Annotated in this window: 19 protein-coding genes; 13 read left to right on the forward strand and 6 right to left on the reverse strand. The window is 71.3% G+C overall.

The annotated features are described in order from the left end of the window. Positions 1 to 56: 56 nt before the first annotated feature. The 5 genes from AC1DG4_RS12095 (at position 57) to AC1DG4_RS12115 (ending at position 5,562) form a co-directional block, all read left to right on the forward strand. Complete coding sequence (locus AC1DG4_RS12095) at positions 57 to 1,646, forward strand: MFS transporter (RefSeq protein ID WP_477378494.1); 1,590 nt, start codon at positions 57 to 59, stop codon at positions 1,644 to 1,646. A gap of 84 nt (positions 1,647 to 1,730) precedes the next feature. Then, positions 1,731 to 2,099, forward strand: a complete 369-nt coding sequence (locus AC1DG4_RS12100; RefSeq protein ID WP_477378496.1) for a YciI family protein — start codon at positions 1,731 to 1,733, stop codon at positions 2,097 to 2,099. Next, the gene (locus tag AC1DG4_RS12105; protein WP_477378498.1) at positions 2,096 to 3,316 is read left to right on the forward strand and encodes an RNA polymerase sigma factor; all 1,221 of its coding nucleotides are present in this window, start codon (positions 2,096 to 2,098) and stop codon (positions 3,314 to 3,316) included. The genes AC1DG4_RS12100 and AC1DG4_RS12105 overlap by 4 nt, the downstream gene beginning before the upstream one ends. A 238-nt stretch (positions 3,317 to 3,554) precedes the next feature. Next, positions 3,555 to 4,541, forward strand: a complete 987-nt coding sequence (locus AC1DG4_RS12110) for a DNA topoisomerase IB (protein ID WP_477378499.1) — start codon at positions 3,555 to 3,557, stop codon at positions 4,539 to 4,541. Between the two features lie 112 nt (positions 4,542 to 4,653). Next, positions 4,654 to 5,562, forward strand: coding sequence for a CPBP family intramembrane glutamic endopeptidase (locus AC1DG4_RS12115; RefSeq protein WP_477378501.1), 909 nt, complete (start codon positions 4,654 to 4,656; stop codon positions 5,560 to 5,562). 24 nt (positions 5,563 to 5,586) lie between these two features. On the opposite strand, the gene AC1DG4_RS12120 is transcribed toward AC1DG4_RS12115, so the two are convergent. Then, positions 5,587 to 6,630 carry a zinc-dependent alcohol dehydrogenase family protein gene (locus tag AC1DG4_RS12120; RefSeq protein WP_477378503.1) on the reverse strand — a complete coding sequence of 348 codons (1,044 nt, stop codon included), beginning with the start codon at positions 6,628 to 6,630 and terminating at the stop codon, positions 5,587 to 5,589. A gap of 165 nt (positions 6,631 to 6,795) precedes the next feature. On the opposite strand from AC1DG4_RS12120, the gene AC1DG4_RS12125 reads away from it, so the two are divergent. Together AC1DG4_RS12125 and AC1DG4_RS12130 are read left to right on the forward strand one after the other, a co-directional pair. Beyond that, positions 6,796 to 8,064 carry an ammonium transporter gene (locus AC1DG4_RS12125; RefSeq protein ID WP_477378505.1) on the forward strand — a complete coding sequence of 423 codons (1,269 nt, stop codon included), beginning with the start codon at positions 6,796 to 6,798 and terminating at the stop codon, positions 8,062 to 8,064. 4 nt (positions 8,065 to 8,068) lie between these two features. Then, on the forward strand, positions 8,069 to 8,671 hold the full coding sequence (locus AC1DG4_RS12130) for a hypothetical protein (RefSeq protein ID WP_477378507.1): 603 nt from the start codon (positions 8,069 to 8,071) through the stop codon (positions 8,669 to 8,671). 15 nt (positions 8,672 to 8,686) lie between these two features. Here AC1DG4_RS12130 and AC1DG4_RS12135 read toward each other — a convergent pair whose 3' ends face one another. Further along, complete coding sequence (locus tag AC1DG4_RS12135) at positions 8,687 to 9,634, reverse strand: endonuclease/exonuclease/phosphatase family protein (protein WP_477421254.1); 948 nt, start codon at positions 9,632 to 9,634, stop codon at positions 8,687 to 8,689. Between the two features lie 150 nt (positions 9,635 to 9,784). On the opposite strand from AC1DG4_RS12135, the gene AC1DG4_RS12140 reads away from it, so the two are divergent. Both AC1DG4_RS12140 and AC1DG4_RS12145 read left to right on the forward strand, forming a co-directional pair. Then, a complete protein-coding gene (locus tag AC1DG4_RS12140) occupies positions 9,785 to 10,537 on the forward strand; it encodes an AAA family ATPase (protein ID WP_477421255.1) in 753 nt (250 codons plus the stop codon). 94 nt (positions 10,538 to 10,631) lie between these two features. Next, a complete protein-coding gene (locus AC1DG4_RS12145) occupies positions 10,632 to 11,753 on the forward strand; it encodes a DUF4232 domain-containing protein (RefSeq protein ID WP_477378512.1) in 1,122 nt (373 codons plus the stop codon). Between the two features lie 58 nt (positions 11,754 to 11,811). Here the strand turns inward: AC1DG4_RS12145 and AC1DG4_RS12150 are convergent, their stop codons facing one another. Then, a complete protein-coding gene (locus AC1DG4_RS12150; protein ID WP_477378514.1) occupies positions 11,812 to 12,738 on the reverse strand; it encodes a sigma factor-like helix-turn-helix DNA-binding protein in 927 nt (308 codons plus the stop codon). Between the two features lie 33 nt (positions 12,739 to 12,771). Beyond that, on the reverse strand, positions 12,772 to 13,230 hold the full coding sequence (locus AC1DG4_RS12155; RefSeq protein ID WP_477378516.1) for a carboxymuconolactone decarboxylase family protein: 459 nt from the start codon (positions 13,228 to 13,230) through the stop codon (positions 12,772 to 12,774). 136 nt (positions 13,231 to 13,366) lie between these two features. Between AC1DG4_RS12155 and AC1DG4_RS12160 the strand changes: the two genes are divergently transcribed. Together AC1DG4_RS12160 and AC1DG4_RS12165 are read left to right on the forward strand one after the other, a co-directional pair. Beyond that, positions 13,367 to 13,882 (forward strand): methylated-DNA--[protein]-cysteine S-methyltransferase, encoded by a 516-nt coding sequence (locus AC1DG4_RS12160; protein WP_477378518.1) that lies wholly within the window; start codon positions 13,367 to 13,369, stop codon positions 13,880 to 13,882. Positions 13,883 to 13,940: 58 nt separating this feature from the next. Further along, complete coding sequence (locus tag AC1DG4_RS12165; RefSeq protein WP_477378520.1) at positions 13,941 to 15,233, forward strand: HNH endonuclease signature motif containing protein; 1,293 nt, start codon at positions 13,941 to 13,943, stop codon at positions 15,231 to 15,233. Positions 15,234 to 15,249: 16 nt separating this feature from the next. Here the strand turns inward: AC1DG4_RS12165 and AC1DG4_RS12170 are convergent, their stop codons facing one another. After that, positions 15,250 to 16,794 (reverse strand): CitMHS family transporter, encoded by a 1,545-nt coding sequence (locus AC1DG4_RS12170; protein WP_477378522.1) that lies wholly within the window; start codon positions 16,792 to 16,794, stop codon positions 15,250 to 15,252. A gap of 143 nt (positions 16,795 to 16,937) precedes the next feature. Here AC1DG4_RS12170 and AC1DG4_RS12175 point away from each other — a divergent pair, with 143 nt between their 5' ends. Both AC1DG4_RS12175 and AC1DG4_RS12180 read left to right on the forward strand, forming a co-directional pair. Next, on the forward strand, positions 16,938 to 18,665 hold the full coding sequence (locus AC1DG4_RS12175) for a sensor histidine kinase (RefSeq protein ID WP_477378524.1): 1,728 nt from the start codon (positions 16,938 to 16,940) through the stop codon (positions 18,663 to 18,665). Next, complete coding sequence (locus AC1DG4_RS12180; RefSeq protein ID WP_477378526.1) at positions 18,662 to 19,315, forward strand: response regulator; 654 nt, start codon at positions 18,662 to 18,664, stop codon at positions 19,313 to 19,315. The genes AC1DG4_RS12175 and AC1DG4_RS12180 overlap by 4 nt, the downstream gene beginning before the upstream one ends. 40 nt (positions 19,316 to 19,355) lie before the next feature. Here AC1DG4_RS12180 and AC1DG4_RS12185 read toward each other — a convergent pair whose 3' ends face one another. Then, positions 19,356 to 20,123 (reverse strand): SDR family NAD(P)-dependent oxidoreductase, encoded by a 768-nt coding sequence (locus AC1DG4_RS12185; protein ID WP_477378528.1) that lies wholly within the window; start codon positions 20,121 to 20,123, stop codon positions 19,356 to 19,358. Between the last annotated feature and the right edge of the window lie 32 nt (positions 20,124 to 20,155).

A 20,155-nucleotide genomic window follows, 5' to 3' on the forward strand; every position in this document is an offset into this window, starting at 1 on the left:
CGGCTGTTCGCCCGTCGTCCCTGTCGAGAACCGCCGGTCCGCTCCGACCACAGGGCATGACTCGCACAGACGAAGCACGGACGCAGGACGCAGGGCAGACGTCAGCCGGGGCGCGCACGCGCGCCTCGGCCGGACCACGGGAATGGCTCGGCCTCGCCGTGCTCGCAGGCGCGGCGCTGATGACCGCGATCGACACCTCCGTGGTGCTGCTGGCGCTGCCGAGCATCGCGCGGGAGCTGCACGCGGACGCCGTCCAGCAGCTCTGGATCGTGGACGGATACGGCTTCGTCTTCGCGGGGCTGCTCATCGCGTTCGGCGGACTGGCCGACCAGCTCGGCCGGCGGCGCATGGCGATGCTCGGGGCGACGGTCTTCGGCCTCGCGTCTTTGGCCGCTGCCTTCGCCCTCTCGCCCGAGATGCTGATCGGCGCGAGGGCCGTCATGGGGATCGGTGCGGCCGCGCTCGCTCCGTCGCTCTACGGACTGCTGACCGGGCTGTTCCCCGATTCCGGGCAGCGGGCGATCGCGATCGGCGTCTTCATGACCTGCCTGATGGGCGGGATGATCATCGGACCGGTGGTCGGCGGGATCGCGCTGAGCCTGTGGTGGTGGGGCGCGGTCTTCCTCATCGCCGTTCCCGTCATGGCGCTCGTGCTGATCGCGTTCCCGCTGCTCGTCGCGGACGTCTCCGCCCCGCGCGCTCGGCGCACCGGACGCGGCATCGATGCGGTCAGCGTGCCGCAGTCCCTGCTGGCCGTGCTGCCGATCGTCTTCGGCATCAAGGAGGCGGCCCGCTCCGGCGATGCCGTCGTCGCGGTCGCGAGCCTGATCATCGGGGCGGTGTTCCTCGTCGTGTTCCTCCGGCGTCAGCGCGCCCTCGCCCGCGGCGCCGGACATGCCCCTCTGCTCGACCTTGCGATGTTCCGCCGCCGCGGGGTGTGCGTCGTGCTCATCACGATGCTGCTCATGACGATGCTCACGGGCCCGTTGATGATGCTCGACACCCAGTACTTCCAGGCGGTCGCCGGGGCGGATCCGCTCGCGGCCGGCCTTCTCACCGTGCCACCGGCGCTCACCGGCGCCGCCGGCTTCCTCACGATGCCGCTGCTCGCGAAGCGGATCCGGCCCGGCCTGCTCATCGCCGCCGGCCTCGCCCTCTCCGCTGCCGGGCTCCTGCTCATGGCGCAGATCACGCCGGGAACGGGACCCTGGCCCCTCGTCGTCGGGTTCAGCGTGGTGAGCTTCGGCACGTCGGCCGTACCCACGCTCGGCACGAACGTGATCCTCGGCAGCGTGCCCGTCGAGGAGGCGTCGTCCGCCGCGTCCACGCAGGAGGCGAGCGGTCAGTTCGGCTACGCCCTCGGCATCGCCGTGGTCGGCAGCCTGACGACGGCCGTATACCGCTTCCTCGTCGCGGGCGCGCCAGGACTGGATGCCGCCGACCGCCACGCCCTGTCGGCCGGGGTCGACGCGGCGCTCGGCGTCGCCGACCCCGCCGTGCGCGCGGTCGCGGGGGCGGCATTCACCTCGTCGCTGCAGGTCGCAGCCGTCGTCGCCGCGGTCGCGATGCTCGCGCTCGCGGGGGTCACCGCGGCGCGACTCCGGCACATCCCGGCGTTCGGCGCGCAGAATGATGTCGAGAACTGAGCATCGGCTCCGACCACATACCGAGGCGGACAACGGATCGCCCGGACGAAGAGAAGTCGCCCCACGAACAGAAGGAGAACGACCATGAAGTACATGATCCTCATGCAGGTGCGCCAGGACGTGCTGGATGCGCTGACCGCGGAGCAGATGCAGGCGATCGGAGAGGGCCACCAGGCCTTCATGGACACCATCACGGCATCGGGCGAGATGCTCGGGACCGTCGCCCTCGCCGACCCGAGCCAGTCGAAGGTGGTGCGCGGCGCCGGGGGCGCTCCTGAGGTGGTCGACGGTCCGTTCGCCGAGACCAAGGAGTTCATGGGCGGGTACTACCTGATCGAGGTCGAGTCCGAGGAACGTGCGGTCGAGCTCGCCCGGCAGATCCCGGACGCGGCGATCGACGGCCTCGCCCTGGAGATCCGCCCTGTGATGTTCTCCGCCGGGACCGACGTGTGACCGATCGCGGCTTCGAGGACCTGTGGCGCAGCAATGCGCCGCAGGTCCTCGCCGCGCTGCTGCGTCGCTACGGTGCCGCGCAGCTGGACCTGTGCGAGGACGCGGTGCAGGAGGCGCTCCTCGCTGCGCATCAGCAGTGGCCGGCCGAGGGCGCCCCTGCGGATGCGAAGGGCTGGTTGCTGACCGTAGCTCGACGCCGCATGATCGACCGGATCCGCAGCGAGCACCAGCGCCGCGAGCGCGAGCACGCCTACGCCGACGCCTGGCGGCCTCTCGCCGAGGCCGAAGCGGCGCACGCGGACGACAGCGTCGAGGTGCTGCGGCTGTGCTGCCACCCCGCTCTCACGATGCCGGCGCAGGTGGCGCTCACGCTGCGCGCGGTCGCCGGCCTCTCGACCGCGCAGATCGCCCGCGCGCACCTTCTGCCCGAGGCGACGATCGCGCAGCGGATCAGCAGGGCGAAGGCGCGGATCCGCGCCGCAGGGGCGGTCTTCCCGGAGCCGTCCGACTCCGACGACCGCCTGGATCCGGTGCTCGCCGTGCTCTACGTCATGTTCACCGAGGGGCACACAGCCAGCGAAGGCGCCGACGTCAACGACGTGCGGCTCAGCGACGAGGCGATCCGCCTGGCCCGGATGCTGCACCGCGAACGCCCGGACGACGTCGAGGTCGCGGGCCTGCTCGCGCTGATGCTGCTCACCGATGCGCGCCGCGCCGCGCGGACCGGCGCTCGTGGCGAGCTGATCCCGCTCGACGAGCAGGACCGCAGCCGGTGGGACCGGGACAGGATCGTCGAGGGCACGGAGATCCTCGACGCCGCGCTCGCCGCCGGCCGCCACGGCCCGTATGCGATCCAGGCCGCGATCGCGGCCCTGCACGACGACGCGCCCAGCACCGAGACGACGGACTGGCCGCAGATCCTGGCCCTGTACCGCCTGCTCGAGTTCGAGACCGGCAACCCCGTCGCGACGATCAACCGCGCCGTCGCGCAGGCGATGGTGCACGGCGCGGAGTCGGGGCTCGCCGTGATCGACGGGATCGTGGATCCGCGGGTGCGCGGCGACCGTCGTCGTATCGCATCCGTGCGCGCGCACCTGCTGGAACGCGCAGGGCGCACGGCCGAGGCGGCCCAGGAGTACCTCGATGCGGCCAGGGCGACCCTCTCGATCCCGGAGCGCGACTATCTGCGCGCCCGTGCGGCCCGGCTGCGCGGCTGAGCCGCAGCCACCGGGCCCCGCACGCGGGCAGGCGGATCCTTCACGGCCGATCCCGACGGATCCTCTTCCGCCGGGCCGAAGGATGGTAGCCGACAGCGGCGGCCGGCCACCAGCCCCTTCCCGGAGCGCAGACGGCCCGGCAGAGTCATCGTGACCACGACCGGGGCCTGTCGTGGAGAGAGGGGACGCGGATGACCAGGCGATTCGACGGCGGCTCCGCGTGCCGCGCGGCCGGAGAATGACGCGCAGGGCCGAGGGGGCGCGACTGGTCCGCGCGCGCCCCGGCGCCGACCCGGGATATTGGCGGAAGCGGTCGGGATCCGGCTTCCGCTACACGGATGCGCGGGGACGCGCGGCCGCCGGCGAGGATCTCGAGCGGATCCGCTCCCTTGCGATCCCGCCCGCGTGGGAGGACGTCTGGATCGCGCAGGACCCGCGCGCGCATATCCAGGCCGTGGGTCTCGACGCGGCAGGGCGGCGGCAGTATCTGTACCACCCGCAGTGGCGCCGGCGCCGGGACCGGAGGAAGTTCCGCCGGGCCATGGCACTGGCCGCGGGGCTGCCGAGCGCGCGGGCCAGGGTGACGCGCGTGCTCGGACAGGACGGCGCGCCCGACCGGGAGCGCGTGCTCGCGGTGGCCTTCCGGCTGCTGGACGACGCGGCTCCGCGCATCGGCTCTCCTCGCTACCTGGTGCGATACGGCAGCAGAGGGCTCACCACGCTGCGCTGTCGCGACGTGCGCATCGACGGCTCTACGACCTCGCTCGCCTTCCCCGCCAAGAGCGGACAGCGGATGCATCTCGAGATCGAGGATCCGACGCTCTCGGCCGTGCTCGCCGATCTCGTGCAGGGCGCGGGTGCGGGCGCGACCCTGCTCGCGTATCGCCGGGGGAGGCGAAGAGTCGCGGTGACCGCGAGGGAGGTCAACGACTACGTGCGCGCCCTGACGGGCACGGTCTTCACCGCGAAGGACTTCCGCACGCTCCGGGGCACGATCGCGGCGGCGAGCGCCCTGGCCGCCGCGGGGGTGCAGGACGGCGTCGCCCGGCGTAAACGGGCCGAACGGGATGCCGTCGAGGCGGCCGCCGCGGCGCTGGGCAACACTCCGGCGGTGGCACGGGCGAGCTACATCGATCCGCGCGTGTTCGGCCGCTACGCCCAGGGCCGCGTGCTCGATACGACGATCAGTCCGGAGTCCGCGATCCAGCGCCTGCTGGAGGGCTGACGTCGAGCTTCACGGTGTGTCTGGCGCCCGACCCCGCCGAGTGGAACACTGAGGATCGGCGTACGACCCACGCGCATCGGTGCGAGCCCGTCGCGGGCGGAAAGGTCATCCCATGGCTGTCGTCGGCAAGCTCGATCGATCCTCCCGTGCGGCGCCTCGCGGCCTGCTCGCCCGGTATCCGCTCATCGCCTTCGCCGTCATCGCGTATCTTTTCGCGTGGCTGATCGAGGTGCCGGTCGCGCTCTCGGCACAGGGCGTGCTGCCGGCCCTGCCGAAACCGGTGATCGCGGTCGCGGTCGTCGCCGCGACCTTCGGCCCGACGGTCGGCGCTTTCGTGATGACGGGCGTGATGGAGGGGAAGGCGGGCATCGCTCGTCTGCTGCGCCGGTACGTGCAGTGGCGTGTCGGGATCGTCTGGTATCTGTTCCTGCTCGTCGGGGTCCCGATCATCATCGTGCTGGGCACGATCGTCGTCCCCGGTGTGCTGTCGTCGTTCCAGCCGATCGTCGGGCCGCTGCTGGCCGCCTACCCGCTCGCATTCCTGTTGACGTTCCTCCTCGGCGGCCCGCTGGGCGAGGAGCCGGGATGGCGAGGGTTCGCGCTGCCGCGGCTGCAGGAGCGCTACGGTCCGCTGCCGGGGAGCGTCATCCTCGGCCTGCTGTGGGCGTTCTGGCACTTCCCGCTCTTCTGGAGCGGGGTGTGGACCCCGCCCACCCTCACGAACATGGTCATGTTCGTGGTGATGATCACGGCCCTGACCATCATGATGACCTGGGTCTTCAACCATGCGGCGGGCAGCGTGCTGATCACGATGCTGATGCACGCCTCGTTCAACACCTTCGCGAACAAGGTGGGGGCGCCGTTGTTTCCTGCGCCGATCTTCAACGACTACGGGCTTCTTCCGGTGCTGATCGGCTTCACCGGCACGGCCGTCGTCCTGATCCTCGTGACCCGCGGCCGCCTCGGTCTTCCGAAGGGGGCCAGGTCCCCGGGACTGGGCGCGACCTCGACCGCGACCTGAGCGGCGTGGCGCGAGGGGCGATCGTCAGCCGACCCGCTGCGGATCGATCATGGTCATGCCCGCCACGGTCGCCCGGTCGAACGCGGGCAGCAGTGCCGCCGCCTCCTCGAGGCCGATGGTGCGCTCGATGAGGCGCTGCGGTGCCAGCCGCCCTTCGGCGATCAGCTCCATCATCGCGGGGTAGTCGGCCGCGGCCATCCCGTGGCTGCCGAGCAGGTCGAGCTCCCAGCCGATCACCCGGTCCATCGGCACACGGGGGTGTCCGTCGACCGGCGGGAGCAGGCCGATCTGCACGTGCCTGCCGCGCCGGCGCAGTCCCAGGACCGCGTCGGCGAGGGTCTGCTCACTGCCGACGGCGTCGACAGAGACGTGGCTGCCGCCGCCGGTCAGGGCGGCCACGGCTGCCGGGATGTCGGTCCCGTCGGCGAGGAGCGTGTGCGCGGCGCCGACCTCCTTCGCCACAGCGAGCGCCTCCGGATTGCGGTCGACCGCGATCACCTTCGCGCCGAGAGCCTGCGCGATCATGACCGCGCTGAGCCCGACGCCTCCGGCTCCGACGACCGTGACCCACTCGTCCTCGCGCACCCGAGCGCGCCCGACGAGCGCGCGGAAGGCGGTCGCGAAGCGGCATCCGAGACTCGCCGCCGTGGCGAAGTCCACCTCGTCCGGGAGTGAGACGAGGTTCACATCGGCCGCGTGCAGGGCGACGACCTCGGCGAAGGATCCCCAGTGCGTGAACCCGGGCTGCTGCTGGTCGGGGCAGACCTGCGCATTGCCGGAAAGGCACCACTCGCAGCGTCCGCAGCCGCAGACGAACGGCACCGTCACGCGGTCTCCCACCTGCCAGCGGGTCACCTGCGGCCCGACGGCGGCGATGGTCCCGGCGAGTTCGTGCCCCGGCACGTGCGGGAACGCGATGTCGTCGTGCCCTGCCCAGGCGTGCCAGTCGCTCCGGCACAGGCCCGTGGCCCTCACCTGGACCAGCACGCCGTCGGCCGGGACCTCCGGCTCCGGCACCGAACGCACGTCCGGTCGGGCACGGACCGCATCGAACACCACTGCACGCATGGCCTCATCCTGCCAGGCGCACGGACTTCGTCACAGCTTGTTCACGTGGGGCGCGCGCGACGAAACGCACCGGTAACACAGCGCGCGTCGAAGCGAAACGCGCGAGTGACAGTCTGACGTCACCCGACGCTGCAGGAGCGTTCTCACTGAGAGAGGAGCGGACCCATGGATCAGGGGAACACCGCCTTCGTTTTGATCTGTGCAGCCCTCGTGCTGCTCATGACGCCAGGTCTGGCGTTCTTCTACGGTGGCCTCGTCAAGGCCAAGAGCGTGATCAGCATGATGATGATGAGCTTCGGCGCGATCGGACTGATCGGCGTGCTGTGGGTCGTCTTCGGCTACGCGATCGCGTTCCCCAGCGGTAAGGGCCTGATCGCCCCGTGGACCATCGACTGGTCGGCGATCGGCCTGAACAGCCTGCTCGAAGTACCCAAGGACGCCGCGTACCCGCCGCTCGCGTTCGTCGCGTTCCAGGCGACATTCGCGATCATCACCGTCGCCCTCGTCTCCGGCGCCATCGCCGACCGTGCCAAGTTCGGATCCTGGATGATCTTCGCCGGCATCTGGGCGACGGTCGTCTACTTCCCGGTCGCGAGCTGGGTCTTCAACTTCGGCCTGAACAAGGATGGCAGCTTCGCCTACGGCGGCTGGGTCACCAAGGGCCTTCAGGACTGGCTCGGCGTCGGCGCGATCGACTTCGCAGGCGGCACCGCGGTGCACATCAACGCCGGAGCCGCCGGTCTCGCACTCGCCCTCGTGCTCGGCCGCCGCATCGGCTTCCAGAAGGGCGCCGACGTGCCGCACAACCCGCCGTTCGTGCTTCTCGGCGCCGGCCTGCTGTGGTTCGGCTGGTTCGGGTTCAACGCCGGTTCCGAGCTCGGCGCCGACGGCACCGCCGCGATTGCTTTCGTGAACACCCTCGCCGCTCCCGCGGCCGCTCTGCTCAGCTGGCTGGTGATGGAGAAGATCCGCAACGGCAAGCCCACCTCGGTCGGCGCCGCGTCCGGTGCTGTCGCCGGTCTCGTCGCGATCACCCCGGCCTGCGCCGCGCTCACCCCGATCTGGGCGGTCGTGCTCGGCCTCCTCGCCGGCGCGGTCTGCCAGCTCGCGATCGACCTGAAGTTCAAGCTCGGCTTCGATGACTCGCTCGACGTGGTCGGCATCCACCTCATCGGCGGCATCCTGGGAACGCTCTACCTGGGCGTGTTCGCGAACGGCACCGGCCTGATCTTCAGCGGCAGCTTCGCACAGCTCGCGGCCCAGGCGCTCGCAGCGGGCGCCGTGCTCGTCTACTCGTTCGCACTCGCCTTCGGGATCGGGTTCGTCATCGAGAAGATCCTCGGGTTCCGCGTGAAGAACGAAGACGAGATCGCAGGGCTCGACACCGTGGTGCACGGCGAAGAGGGCTATGTCCTCATCGGCGCGCGGGTCTGATCCGATGAACCCCGCCTCCCTCGCGGCGAGTCCCGCCACGGCCGAGCTCCTGCAGCTGCGGAGCCTGCCCAGGCGCGGTCTCGCCGCGGGAGGCGGGCACGTGCGCGAGATCTGCGGATTGCGTGGCGCGAACGGCGAACTGCACTGGGCCCTGCAACTGGTCGAGCTGCGCGGCCCAGTGGGCATCCTGCACCTGCCTCATGAGGCGACGCACGTGCTCGCCGGGATCGGCGGCCCGCAGGTCGATGTCGGCCCAGGGGCGATGGTGGGGCTGCGCAAGGAGCGCGTGCTGCGACACACCGATCCGCTCTTGGAGCTGCGCCGGCCCCGGCTCCGTGCCGCGGAGCTGAGCCGGGTCCTCGTCCTTTCCACGGTGACCGCACGGGCGCGGCCTGCGCTCGTGTTCGCGGACCTGAACGGAGCATCGGTCCTGCCCGACGGAGTGCGCGCGATCGTCGTGCGCTCGGGGCGGGTGAGCACGGAGGGCAGCACGGCAGCGGCGATGGAGGCGCTGGTGCTGCCGTCCGCGAAGACGAGCGACAGCGCGGTCGCCCGCGGACCCGGGATCGTCGCCGATGACGCCCGGGTCCTCATGGTCGTCGGCTGACCTCGGGCCGAGTCGTCAGCCGCCCAGCGCAGCGACCACCGCGAGGTGGTCGCTGGCGCCGGCCGAGGTCGTCCGCCCTGATGCGGAGGGATAGCCGCGCTGGAACACGTGGTCGATCCGGACCGCCGGGAACGACGCAGGCCAGGTGAACGACGGGCCGATGCCGCCGAATCGCACTTCGCCGAGGGCGCCGGCGATCGGGGCGAGAGCCGGATCCGTCGACACGGCGTTGAAGTCGCCGAGGGCGATCACCCGAGGGCTCYGATCCTCTCGGATCCGCTCTCCCAGCGCGGAGAGCATGCCGTCCCGAGCGCTCTGCGCGCCGGGGCGCAGCGAGGCCGCGTGCACCACGTAGACGTCGACGGCGCCGCCGGGCGCATCGATCTCGACGCGCAGCGCGCGCTTCCAGCCGAGCCCGAGGTCGAGCGCCTCTTCGTCGAGGATCGGGTAGCGGCTCCACACACCCACCGTGCCTACGCGGTAGGTGTGAGGGTAGGCGTCGGCGAGCTCCTCGGCGATCGCCGAGCCCGAGTCGGCGTCGAGCTCCGTGAACGCGAGGATCCCGGCGCCGTCATCGGCGAGCGCGCGGGCGGACGCGGCCCCGGTTCCCGATCCCGCCTCGACGTTCTGTGTCGCGATCAGCAGCCCATGGTCCCCGGCGGGCGGATCGCCCTGCCAGGGCACCGGGAGGAACGCCCACAGCGCCATGGTCCAGGCGACCAGCGGCACCGCGGCGATCCACGCCGTGCGCGGCCGGATCAGCAGCGCGGCGACCACGAGAGGGACCAGGGCGAACCCCAGCCAGGGCAGGACGACGGCGATCCCGGTCCCGACCGGGCCGGGGATCGCACCCAGCAGCACGGTCGTGGTGAGCGCGGCGGTGATCAGCAGGATCGCGACGACGGCGCGGCGACGAGGGGTCGCGCGGCGCGCCCTGACCTGCTCACTCGTCGACTGGCTCACGGATCCATCCTCCCGGGGGCGGTCTGGGGAACCGCTGACGGTCCGGCTCGGGTCTTGTGCGCCGTTGTCGGTTCTGGCGCCGGTTCTGGCGCCGGCTCTGTCGGTCGTGCCCGGCACAATGGAGCAGAGCCGATCGCAGAGAGGAGCGTCATGGATCCGTTCTGGGACCCGCGCAGTCGCCGACGCCGGCAGCAGCCCGTGGTCGCGGTGCACCCCGCCGACGATGCGCCGGCCGCGGGCCGCACCTGGCCCGCGAGCATCCCCGCCGTCGCGCAGGTGCTGCGCGAGGGCATCGCCCTCGATCCCGGCGTGACGTTCCTCGTCGGCGAGAACGGCAGCGGCAAGTCGACACTGGTCGAGGGCGTCGCCATCGCCTATGGACTCTCGCCCGAGGGCGGATCCCGCCAGGCCCGGCACAGCACGCGTCCCACCGAGTCCCCGCTTTCGGACTGGCTGCGCATCCAGCRCGGTGTGGGGGCGAACCGGTGGGGCTTCTTCCTGCGTGCGGAGACGATGCACTCGTTCTACACCTACCTCGAGGAGAACCCGTCGCCCGGGCCGGAACCGCTCTTCCACGAGATGAGTCACGGCGAATCCTTCCTCGCGCTGCTCGAGTCGCGGTTCGACGATCCCGGCTTCTACTGCCTCGACGAGCCGGAGGCGGCGCTCTCCTTCTCCTCGACCCTGAGTCTCATCGCCGTGCTGCGCCGGATCGCCGAGGAAGGCGGGCAGGTGCTCTGCGCGACGCACTCGCCGGTGCTCGCCGCGCTGCCCGGCGCGAAGATCCTCGAGGTCGGGGAGTGGGGGCTCCGCGACGCTGCCTGGGAGGATCTGGAGCTCGTGCGGCACTGGCGGTCGTTCCTGGACGAACCGGGACGGTACACCCGCCACCTCCTGGACTGAGGTGCGGGGATCTCGGGCGGTCAGGACCGGACGGGGGGATCGGAGCCGGTCAGAGCTCGTCCCCGCTAGGGTGACGGAGACGGATCGGGGGGCGATGGATACGGGCACGAGACGACGGTTGCTCGGCGGAGGGATGCTCGCGGCGCTGTGGCTGCTGTGCGGATGGCTGCCGTATCTGCTGTCCTCCGCCGGAGGATCCCTGACAACCCTCGGCAGGATCGTGCCCTCCCCGATGAACGGACAGTTCTTCGGGGCTCCTCCGGGATGGGCGCTCCTGCTCCACGCCGTCGCGGCGCTCCTCGTGGGCGGGGCCTACGTCCTTGCGATCTCACTGCTGGACCGCCGGGGTGCGCGCACGTTCCTCGCCGCGTGGCTGGCGGCGGTGGCCGTCGGATTCGCGGTCGGCGGAGTGCTCGATCTCGGTGCGATGGTCGCGGCGATCTCCTGGGGAGGATTCCGCGCGGCCCTCAGCACGACGGGCTCGACGATGCTCGCGGTGTTCTGGGCGTTCGTCGTCGGCTGGATCCCTGCGATCACGGTGTCCCAGCGATCTGCCTCCGAGGCGCGGCGGGGTGCGCCGTCGCCGCGCGTCGTCACCGTACTGGGGGCGGTCCTCGTGGTGCTCGCGGCAGTCCTGCCCGCTGTTTCGGCGGGGGCGAACGACGCTGCGCAGCAGGTCGTCGCGGCGGATCGCGGACCGACTCCGACGGATCCCGATGGCGCTGCCGCGCCGGATCCCGCGGCTCCCGGAACGCCCGTGCCGACGGTGGCCGCGTCGGCCGAACCTCCCGGGCCGGACGCCTGCAGCGCGGATCAGCTCGAGCTCTTCGCACCGCCCGTGGACGGAGCGACCGGGCATCGCCTGCAGGCTCTGCAGGCGACCAACGTCTCCGCAAAGGCGTGCGTGCTGAACGGGTATCCCGATGTGGCTTTCGGCGATCAGAACGGACACACGATCGAGGTGGACGAGGAGCGCGGGAGCTCCTTCATGGCGTCCGATCCCGGCGCGTCGCCCGTGATGCTCGCGCCCGGCGCGTCCGCGAGGGCGGGGATCGGGTGGGATGCGAACTCCACCCAGGGTCAGCTCGTCGCGCGCAGCCTGCATGTGGCGATTCGCGCGGGGGAGAGCCGCCAGACGTGGACGAACGCCTTCGACGTTGTGCCGGGCACCGAACTCCACCTCACCGCCTGGCAGGCGGAGCCGGTCGCAGGCTGACGCGGCCGCGCGGCGAGGACGGATCCTCGGATCCCCGGGGTTGCCCTCGGCGTCCGGCTCAGACCGCGTACGCGAGCTTGTCCGGGTTGCACACCTGGCGGAGTCCGTGGATCAGCCCTTCGGCACCGAACTCGAGCGTGAGCACATCGGTGCGGCCGGAGTGCGTGAGCGCGACGGCGGGCTCGCCGTTGACGTCGAGCAGCGCCACGGCGAACGGCAGCATCGGGTCGGCTGTGGCCTTCTCCAGCACGCCGAGGAGGAAGCGCCGCACGCGATCGGCGCCGAAGATCGGATTGAGCGCGGCACGCACCTTCCCGCCGCCGTCGCTCCACAGGATCGCGTCGTCCGAGAGCAGGGCGAGGACGCCCGAGATGTCGCCGTGCTCGACGGCTGCGAGCAGAGCACCGAGCGCGGCCGGATCCGCCGCGCGGGTGAGGGCGGGGTCGTCAGCGAGGCGCAGTCGGCGCTCGCCGCGGGAGACGAGCTGCCGCACGGCGGCCGGCGTCTTCTCGAGTATCCGTCCGATCTCCACGGCCGACATCCCGAACGCCCGGTGCAGCACGACGGCCGCCCGTGCCTCGGGTGCGAGCTGCTCCGCCATGTGCAGCAGCGCGAGCGAGAGCAGCTCGCGGTCGGCTACCGCGTCCTCGGGCAGCCGCGAGGTCGCGACGGGTTCCGGCAGCCACGGGCCGACGTAGTCCTCCCGCATCGCTGCGAGTGCGCGCACGCGGTCGATCGAGCGGCGCACGCACACGGTGGTCAGCCATGCGGGCCAGGAGCGCACGCGTCCCGCCGCAACGGATCCGTCCGCGGTGGACTCGTCCGGATCGGGGTGCTCGGAGCGCTCCTGCTGCAGCGCCTCGATCGCGACCTCGGACACGATGTCCTCGGCGTGGCCGTAGTCGCCGAGCATCCGGTAGGCGATGCCGATCAGGCGCCCCCGCTCCGCCTGCCACGCGCGGGTGGCGGGCGAGACGAGGGTCATGGGCCCACGGTACCGCCCGGAATCGGGCACCGCTCAGACGATCGGGTGCTTGTCGTCGATCGGCGGCGCCATCTCGGTGGCGATCGCGACGCGGTTCCACACGTTGATCGTGCAGATCGCGAGCACGAGCCCGCCGAGCTCTCCCTCGTCGAAGTGCCGCGCCACCGAGTTCCAGATCTCGTCCGTCACGGTCTCGGGGCCGAGCTGTGTGACGGCGTCGGTCAGGGCGAGCGCGGCCAGCTCGCGCTCATCGAAGAAGCCCTTCGCATGCTGCCACGCGCCGACCGCGTGCAGCGTGCGCTGCGGGATTCCACGCTTGGCGCCCTCGGTCGCGTGCATGTCGACGCAGAAACCGCACCCGTTCAGGACCGAGGCGCGCAGCTTGATCAGCTCGTACAGCCGCGGCTCCACGCTCTTGCGCGAGTACGCCTCCATTCCGAGCACCGCGGCGTAGCCGAGCTTGTTGGTACGGGCCATGTCGATCCTGGTCATCATCGATCCTTCCGTGGCCGGGCCCGCGGTCCTGCGGGCACACATCGGCTCTCAGGAGGGGTGTCGGATCCGGAGGCGGAAGTGTGACAGGGGGGGGCGGCGCGGCCGTGTCCGACCCCCGGCGTACGATCACGGGATGACCTACTCCGGCTCGATCGCCACCCCGGTGGGCGTGCTCGCGGTGCACAGCGACGGGGTCGCGATCACCCGGGTGACCTGGCCTCGCGGCGGGCGATCCGCGTCGCCGGCGCCGGGGGCGCCCCAGGATTCCGATCGGGATCCGCTGCTCGCCGAGGCGCTCGCGCAGCTGGGCGCGTACTTCGCAGAGGAACGGTCGGGCTTCGACCTGCCGTTCGACCTCGGCCCGCAGTCCGACATCACGAACGCCGTGCTCCACGCGCTCTACGACACCGTCGGTCACGGCCAGACCGTGACCTACGGCGAGCTCGCGGAGCGCAGCGGCACGGCATCGCCCGCGCGGGCGATCGGATCCATCATGGGCGCCAACCCGATCCCGATCATCGTGCCGTGCCACCGGGTTGTCGCGAGCGACGGGCTCGGCGGATACTCCGGCGGAGGTCCGGGCGAGGGCCTGCTCACCAAGCGCTGGTTGCTCGAGCATGAGGGAGCGCTTCCGGCGGCACTGTTCTGACAGAACCGGAGGTGTGGAAACTCTTCCGCTCTTCGAAGATATGTACTAAACTCGAGGCATGGACCAGCCTCTTGACCACTACCTCCGCCGTAGTGCGGAGATCGTGGATGAGTGCGCTGATCTCGGGCGGCAGATCGCCCAGCTGCACGCGCGGCAGGCGGCTCTTGCGCATGAGAGGGTCGCGCTGCTGCTCGACGAAGTGCCGCCCGGATCCGCAGGATTCGACCAGGCGGAGCGTTCGATGATCTGCGAACTGGCGGTCGGGTTGCATCTGTCCCGCTATGCCGCGGCGAAGCTGCTCGCGACCGGGCACGTCCTGCACGAGCGGTTCACGGTCACGCGCGGTGCTCTCGAAGCCGGCGACCTGTCCCTCGCCCATGCGGAGGCCATCATCGAGGCCGCCACCGACATCCCTCGCGACGACGCGACGGCGCTCGCCGAGTACGAGGCCCAGGTCGTGCCGTTCGCCTCCGCCGAGTCCCGGGCGCGCACGAAGGCCTTCGCCGAGTCCGTGGCCGCCGCGGTCGCCCCGGTCGCTCTGACCGAGGTGCATCGTCGAGTGCACGAGGACCGCGCGGTCACGGTGACGGACGACGGTGCGGGGCAGGCCACCATGCATGCCAGCGGGCCTGCGGCGCTCATCCACGCCGCGTTCGATCTGCTCACCCAGGAAGGGCGGGCCATTCTCGATGCTTCCCAGCGGGCGGACCGCGCGGGTGGCACGAGCGGCTCAGCCGACGGGCGGCGACTGGATCAGGTGCGCTTCGACAGGTTCCTGCTGAGGGTGCTCACCGGCCGCATCTCGGACGACGCCGACGTGCTCGACGGCATCCATGCGACCGTGCAGGTCACGATCGCCGAGACCACTCTCGCCGGCGAGAACGACCGGATGGCCGAACTCGACGGCCGAGGGCCGATGGATCCGGATCTCGCTCGCCGATTGGCCGCATCGGCGTTGAGCTGGGAGAGGCTCGAGCTGGATCAGGCCGGAAGGGTCGTCCGCACCACTCCCTATCGACCGAGCGAGGCGATGCGGCGACATCTCAGGGCGCGCGACAGGACCTGCCGGTTCCCGAACTGCCGAATGCCGGCCCGCCGATGTCAGATCGACCACAACCACGACTACGCCCGCGGCGGTCCGACGGCGATCGACAACCTGTCGTGCTTCTGCGAGACCCATCACGCCCTCAAACATCCCGACCTCGACCCGCGCTGGCGCTGGCTCGCCGAGCAGAGACCAGGGGGAGTGATCGTGTGGACAACGCCTTCGGGGCTCGAGTTCCGTGACACCCCGCCGGCTCGGGTGATGTTCGTGGACGCCGACGCCGGGGCTCCGCCCGTCGCGGCCTGAGGGGCGGGGGCCACGATCACTGTGCGACGAAGAACGGGATCGCTCCGGTCAGGATCCCGACCGCGAGCATCACGAGCGAGACCACGAGCGCGCGCCACAGCACCTTGCGGTGGTGATCGCCGAGGTTCACGCTCGCGAGCGAGACCAGGAGCAGGATCGCCGGAACCAGAGGGCTCTGCAGATGCACGGGCTGACCGGTGATCGAGGCCCGGGCCATCTCGACCGGGGCGATGCCGAAGTGCGCAGCGCTCTCGGATAGCACCGGCAGGATCCCGAAATAGAACGCGTCGTTCGACATCAGGAACGTGAACGGGATCGACAGCACGCCGGTGATCGGGGCCAGGAAGGGGCCGAGCTGCGGAGGCAGCACGGTGGTGATCCAACCCGCCATCGCATCGACCATTCCGGTGCCGCTGAGCACGCCGACGAGCACGCCCGCGGCGATCACCATGGAGACGACGCCGACGATGCTCGGCGCATGCGCGACGATCTCGGACGCCTGGTCCTTGAGCTTGCGGAAGTTCACGAGCAGCGCCACTGCGGCTCCGATCATGAACACGAACGGCAGCGGCAGGATGTCGATCACGAGCAGCACCATCACGGCGACGGTGAGGGCGAGGTTGAACCAGATCAGCCGAGGGCGCAGCGTGGGCCGGTTCGGATCGAGCATGGTGTCGGCCATCGCGGTGTCGGCCGGGTCCACCCCGCCGGCGGCAACCGGTCCGTGACCATGCGCGACCGTGACGATGTTGCCCGTGCGCAGCGAGGCACGTGCGCCGGGCTTGGCGTCGGCGCCGCGGAAGATCGCGGGGATCGCCGCGAGCAGCCCGCCTTCGCCCGTGCCGGTCAGGCGGCTCTCGTCGAGAGCGCCGAGCCGGCGCCGTTCCTGCAGGCCGAGCATCCAGGCGAAGCCGAGCGACACGAGCAGGCCGACCCCGAGCGAGGGCAGCATCGGTACGAACACATCGGTCGGCTGCAGGCTCAGCGCGGTCGCCGCGCGCACGGTGGGCCCGCCCCACGGCACGATGTTCAGCGTGCCGTTCATGAGGCCCGCGACGCACGTCAGCACCACCGGGTTCATGCCCAGGCGCAGGTAGATCGGCAGCATCGCCGAGGTCGTGATGATGAAGGTCGTGGATCCATCGCCGTCCAGCGACACCGCACCGGCGAGCAGGGCGGTGCCCACGACGACCTTGGCCGGGTCGTCGCCCAGCACGCGGGTGATCAGGCGGATCAGCGGGTCGAACAGCCCGACATCGATCATGATGCCGAAGAACATGATCGCGAACATCAACAGGGCGGCGGTCGGCGCCATCTTGCCGATCGCGTCGAGGATCATGTCACCGAGCCCCAGTCCCGCGCCCGCGAAGAGGCCGAACGCCGTGGGGACCAGGATCAGCGCCACCATCGGGGTGAGGCGCTTGGTCATGATCAGCGTCATGAAGACCAGCACCATCACGAAACCGAGGATCACCAGGACCCCCTCCGGCGGCGCGAAGGCGATGTCGTATGAGGGCTTGTCCTCGGCTGCGGCAAGCAGACCGGTGAGCACCGTGGGCATGAGCTGACTCCTTCGTCATCCGCCTGTCGTCGTCGACGGACTCCGCCGAGATTAGGGGCGGGGCACGATCCGGATCCGGTAAGTCGCATTCCTCGCGTTGTGCGCGTAGCGTGACTTCTGCGCATATTGCTCAAGGAGGACGGATGCCCCGGAAACGCCGGCTGCGATTGGCGACGCGGGCTCTCCTGCTGCAGTTCGCGACGGTCGTGCTCGTCGTCGCCCTGTGCACCGGGGTCTATCTGCTCCTGGCCGTGCAGCAGCTACGGGCCGAGGCGGAGTCCTCTGCCCTCGGTATCGCGCGCACGCTGGCGGAGGATCCGGAGGTCCGTGCGGAGGTCGTGCACGCCTCCGCAGAACCGGGGACACCGCAGGCGGCCGATCTGGAGGGCGGCGCGCTGCAGCGCACGGCGACGGCGATCGCCTCCCGCACAGGAGCCCTCTTCGTCGTCATCACCGACGATCACGGGATCCGACTCGCGCATCCTGATCCGGAGCGCCTCGGAGAGGAGGTGAGCACGCCCTACCAGGACGTGCTCGCCGGGCACGAGGTCGTCGAATGGGAGACGGGGACTCTGGGAGACTCCGCGCGGGCGAAGGTGCCCGTGCGGGACGACGCGGGCGCGCCGGTGGGCGAGGTCAGCGTCGGCTTCGCCCGCGCGGGCGTCTTCGACGACCTGCCGCCGTTGCTCGCCGTGATCGGCATCGCCGCCGCGGGATCGCTGCTGCTGGCGGGAATCGCCGCGCTCGCGCTGCGCCGCCGCTGGGAACGGCTGACCCTCGGCGTGCAGCCGGAGGAACTGGTCGCGCTCGTGCAGAACCAGACCGCCGTGCTGAACGGGGTGGACGACGGCGTGCTCGCGGTCGATCAGGACGGCATCGTGCGGGTCTGCAACGACGCCGCCGAGCGCCTGCTCGGAGTGCATGGCCTCGTCGGCGCGCCACTGGGGCGGACCGGCCTTCCCGATGCGGTGCGCGACGCCCTCTCCGGTGCGCGGGTGCTCTCCGAGGTCGTGCTCGGGGACCGGGTCCTCTACCTCGACACGCGTCCTGTCGAGCGCGAGGGGCGTGCGCTCGGCACGGTCGCCGTGATCCGCGATCGCACCGAGCTCATCGCGCTGTCGGAGCGGCTGGAGAGCGTGCGCACCATGACCGCCGCGCTGCGCGTGCAGCGGCACGAGTTCGCCAACCGGATCCACGTGGCCGCCGGGCTCATCGACGCGGAGCGCGTGCAGGACGCCAGGGACTTCCTCACGGAGCTCAGGCAACGCGGATCCGTGGACTTCCCGGTGCAGGGGCTGGAACGGCTGGGCGATCCGTTCCTGCAGTCGTTCCTGGGGGCGAAGGCGCTCGAGATGTCCGAGCGCGGCGTGACATTGCGGATCGCGGAGGACACGTACCTGCTCGGCACGGTGATCGAGGCGGAGGACGTCGCCGCCGTGCTCGGCAACCTCGTCGACAACGCCGTGACCGCGGCGGTCGCCGGCAGCGCCCCGCGCTGGGTCGAGGTCGCCGTGCTCGACGACGGGGACGCCCTGATCGTCACGGTCGCGGATTCGGGGGCGGGGCTCGATGCGGCGCCCGTCGAGGAGCCCGACGCGCCGGGTGCGACCACGGGCGACGGCGCCGAGGCGAACCTCGCCGACGCCGGCGCGGTGCACGGCCATGGGCTGGGCCTGCCCTTGTCCCGGGAGATCGCCCGCCGAGGAGGCGGGGATCTGTGGATCATCGACCGCGGCGGCGACGACCACGGGGCGGTCTTCGCGGCCCGCCTCGACGGCGCGGTCGCACCCGTCGGAGAACTCGGCCACGCAGACCCGGACGACGAATCCGGGCGTGCCGGGACACGACAGGAGAAGGAAGAGAGCAGATGATGGATCCGATCCGCACCCTCGTGCTGGACGACGACTTCCGGGTCGGACGCCTGCATCAGAGCATCGTCGACGAACGCTCCGGATTCGTCGCGCTGGAGCCCGTGCGCACGATCGCCGAAGCACGCGCGGCCGTCCGCGATCTCGCTCCCGACCTGCTTCTCGCCGATGTCTACCTGCCCGACGGCGACGGGATCGGGCTCGTGCGCGAGGCCGGCATCGATGCGATCGTCGTCTCCGCGGCCGATGATTCGGCGACCGTGCGCCGTGCGCTGCGCTCGGGCGCGCACGCGTACCTGATCAAGCCGTTCGAGAAGCGCAGCCTCGCGGGCGCGCTGGATCGGTACGCGCGTTTCCGCAACCTGCTCTCGGGCGATCGTCCCCTGCCGCAGAAGGATCTCGATCGGGCCCTTGCGATCCTGCACGGATCCGGAGAAGCGGCGTCGTCCTCGCGGTCGGCGACCGAGCAGGTCGTGCTCGCGGCGCTGGGAGAGGACGAGGCCTCGGCCGCCGAGATCGGCGAGCGCGTGGGGATCTCCCGGGCCACGGCGCAGCGCCACCTCGCCGCGCTCGCCGAACGCGCCGCCGTCGAGGTGCGGCTCCGTTACGGCGCGACCGGCCGCCCGGAGCATCGCTACACGCGGCGCTCGTGAAGGCGGATGCGGCGGCGCTGCTCTGATGCCGGGTGCGGCCTCAGCCGCGGCCGAAGAGCGCGCCGCCGTTGACCTGGATGATCTGCCCCGTGGTCCAGCCGCCCTCGGAGCCGGCGAGGTAGGAAACGGCGCCGGCGACCTCGTCCGGCGTTCCGGCGCGGTTCATCGGCACCTGGGCGAGTCGCGAGGACACGACGTCCGGCGTGCGCCGGCCGTCCCAGAACCCGGTGTCGGGCACATAACCCGGCGCGACCGCGTTGACCGTGACGCCCTCGGCGGCGAGCTCGGCCGCGAGCCCCATCATCCAACCGTGGATCGCGGCCTTCGCCGCCCCGTAGCCGTTCGCGCCGCGGAGCGCCGCGATCGAGCTGATCGAGATGATCCGGCCGCCCGGCCTCGTGATGCGCGGGAGCAGTGCCTCGGTCAGCAGCACCGCGGTGAGCACGTTCAGGCGCATGTTGGCCTCGTAGTTCGCGGCGATGCCGGCCAGACCCTCGCCGCGGTCCAGTACGTTGCCGCCCGCGTTGTTCAGCAGCACGTCCACATCTCCGGCGATCTCGCCGGCCGCGCGCTCGACGGCGGCCGGATCCTGCAGATCGGCGACGACGGTCTGCACACGGGCGTCCGGGGTCTGCGTGCGGATGCGGTCGGCCGCCTCCTGCAGCACGGCTTCGCGTCGGCCGAGGAGGACGAGGTCGAAGCCGTCCCGGGCGAGGCGCAGCGCCGAGGCGAGTCCGATGCCGGTTCCGCCGCCACTGATGACGGCCTGCGGGCGGGATCCTGCGGAAGACGGGTGCGGAGCGGTCATGCAGCCAGCCTAAGAGGTCATGCTCGGCGCGG

The sequence above is a fragment of the Microbacterium sp. 05N427 genome (genome assembly GCF_056397105.1).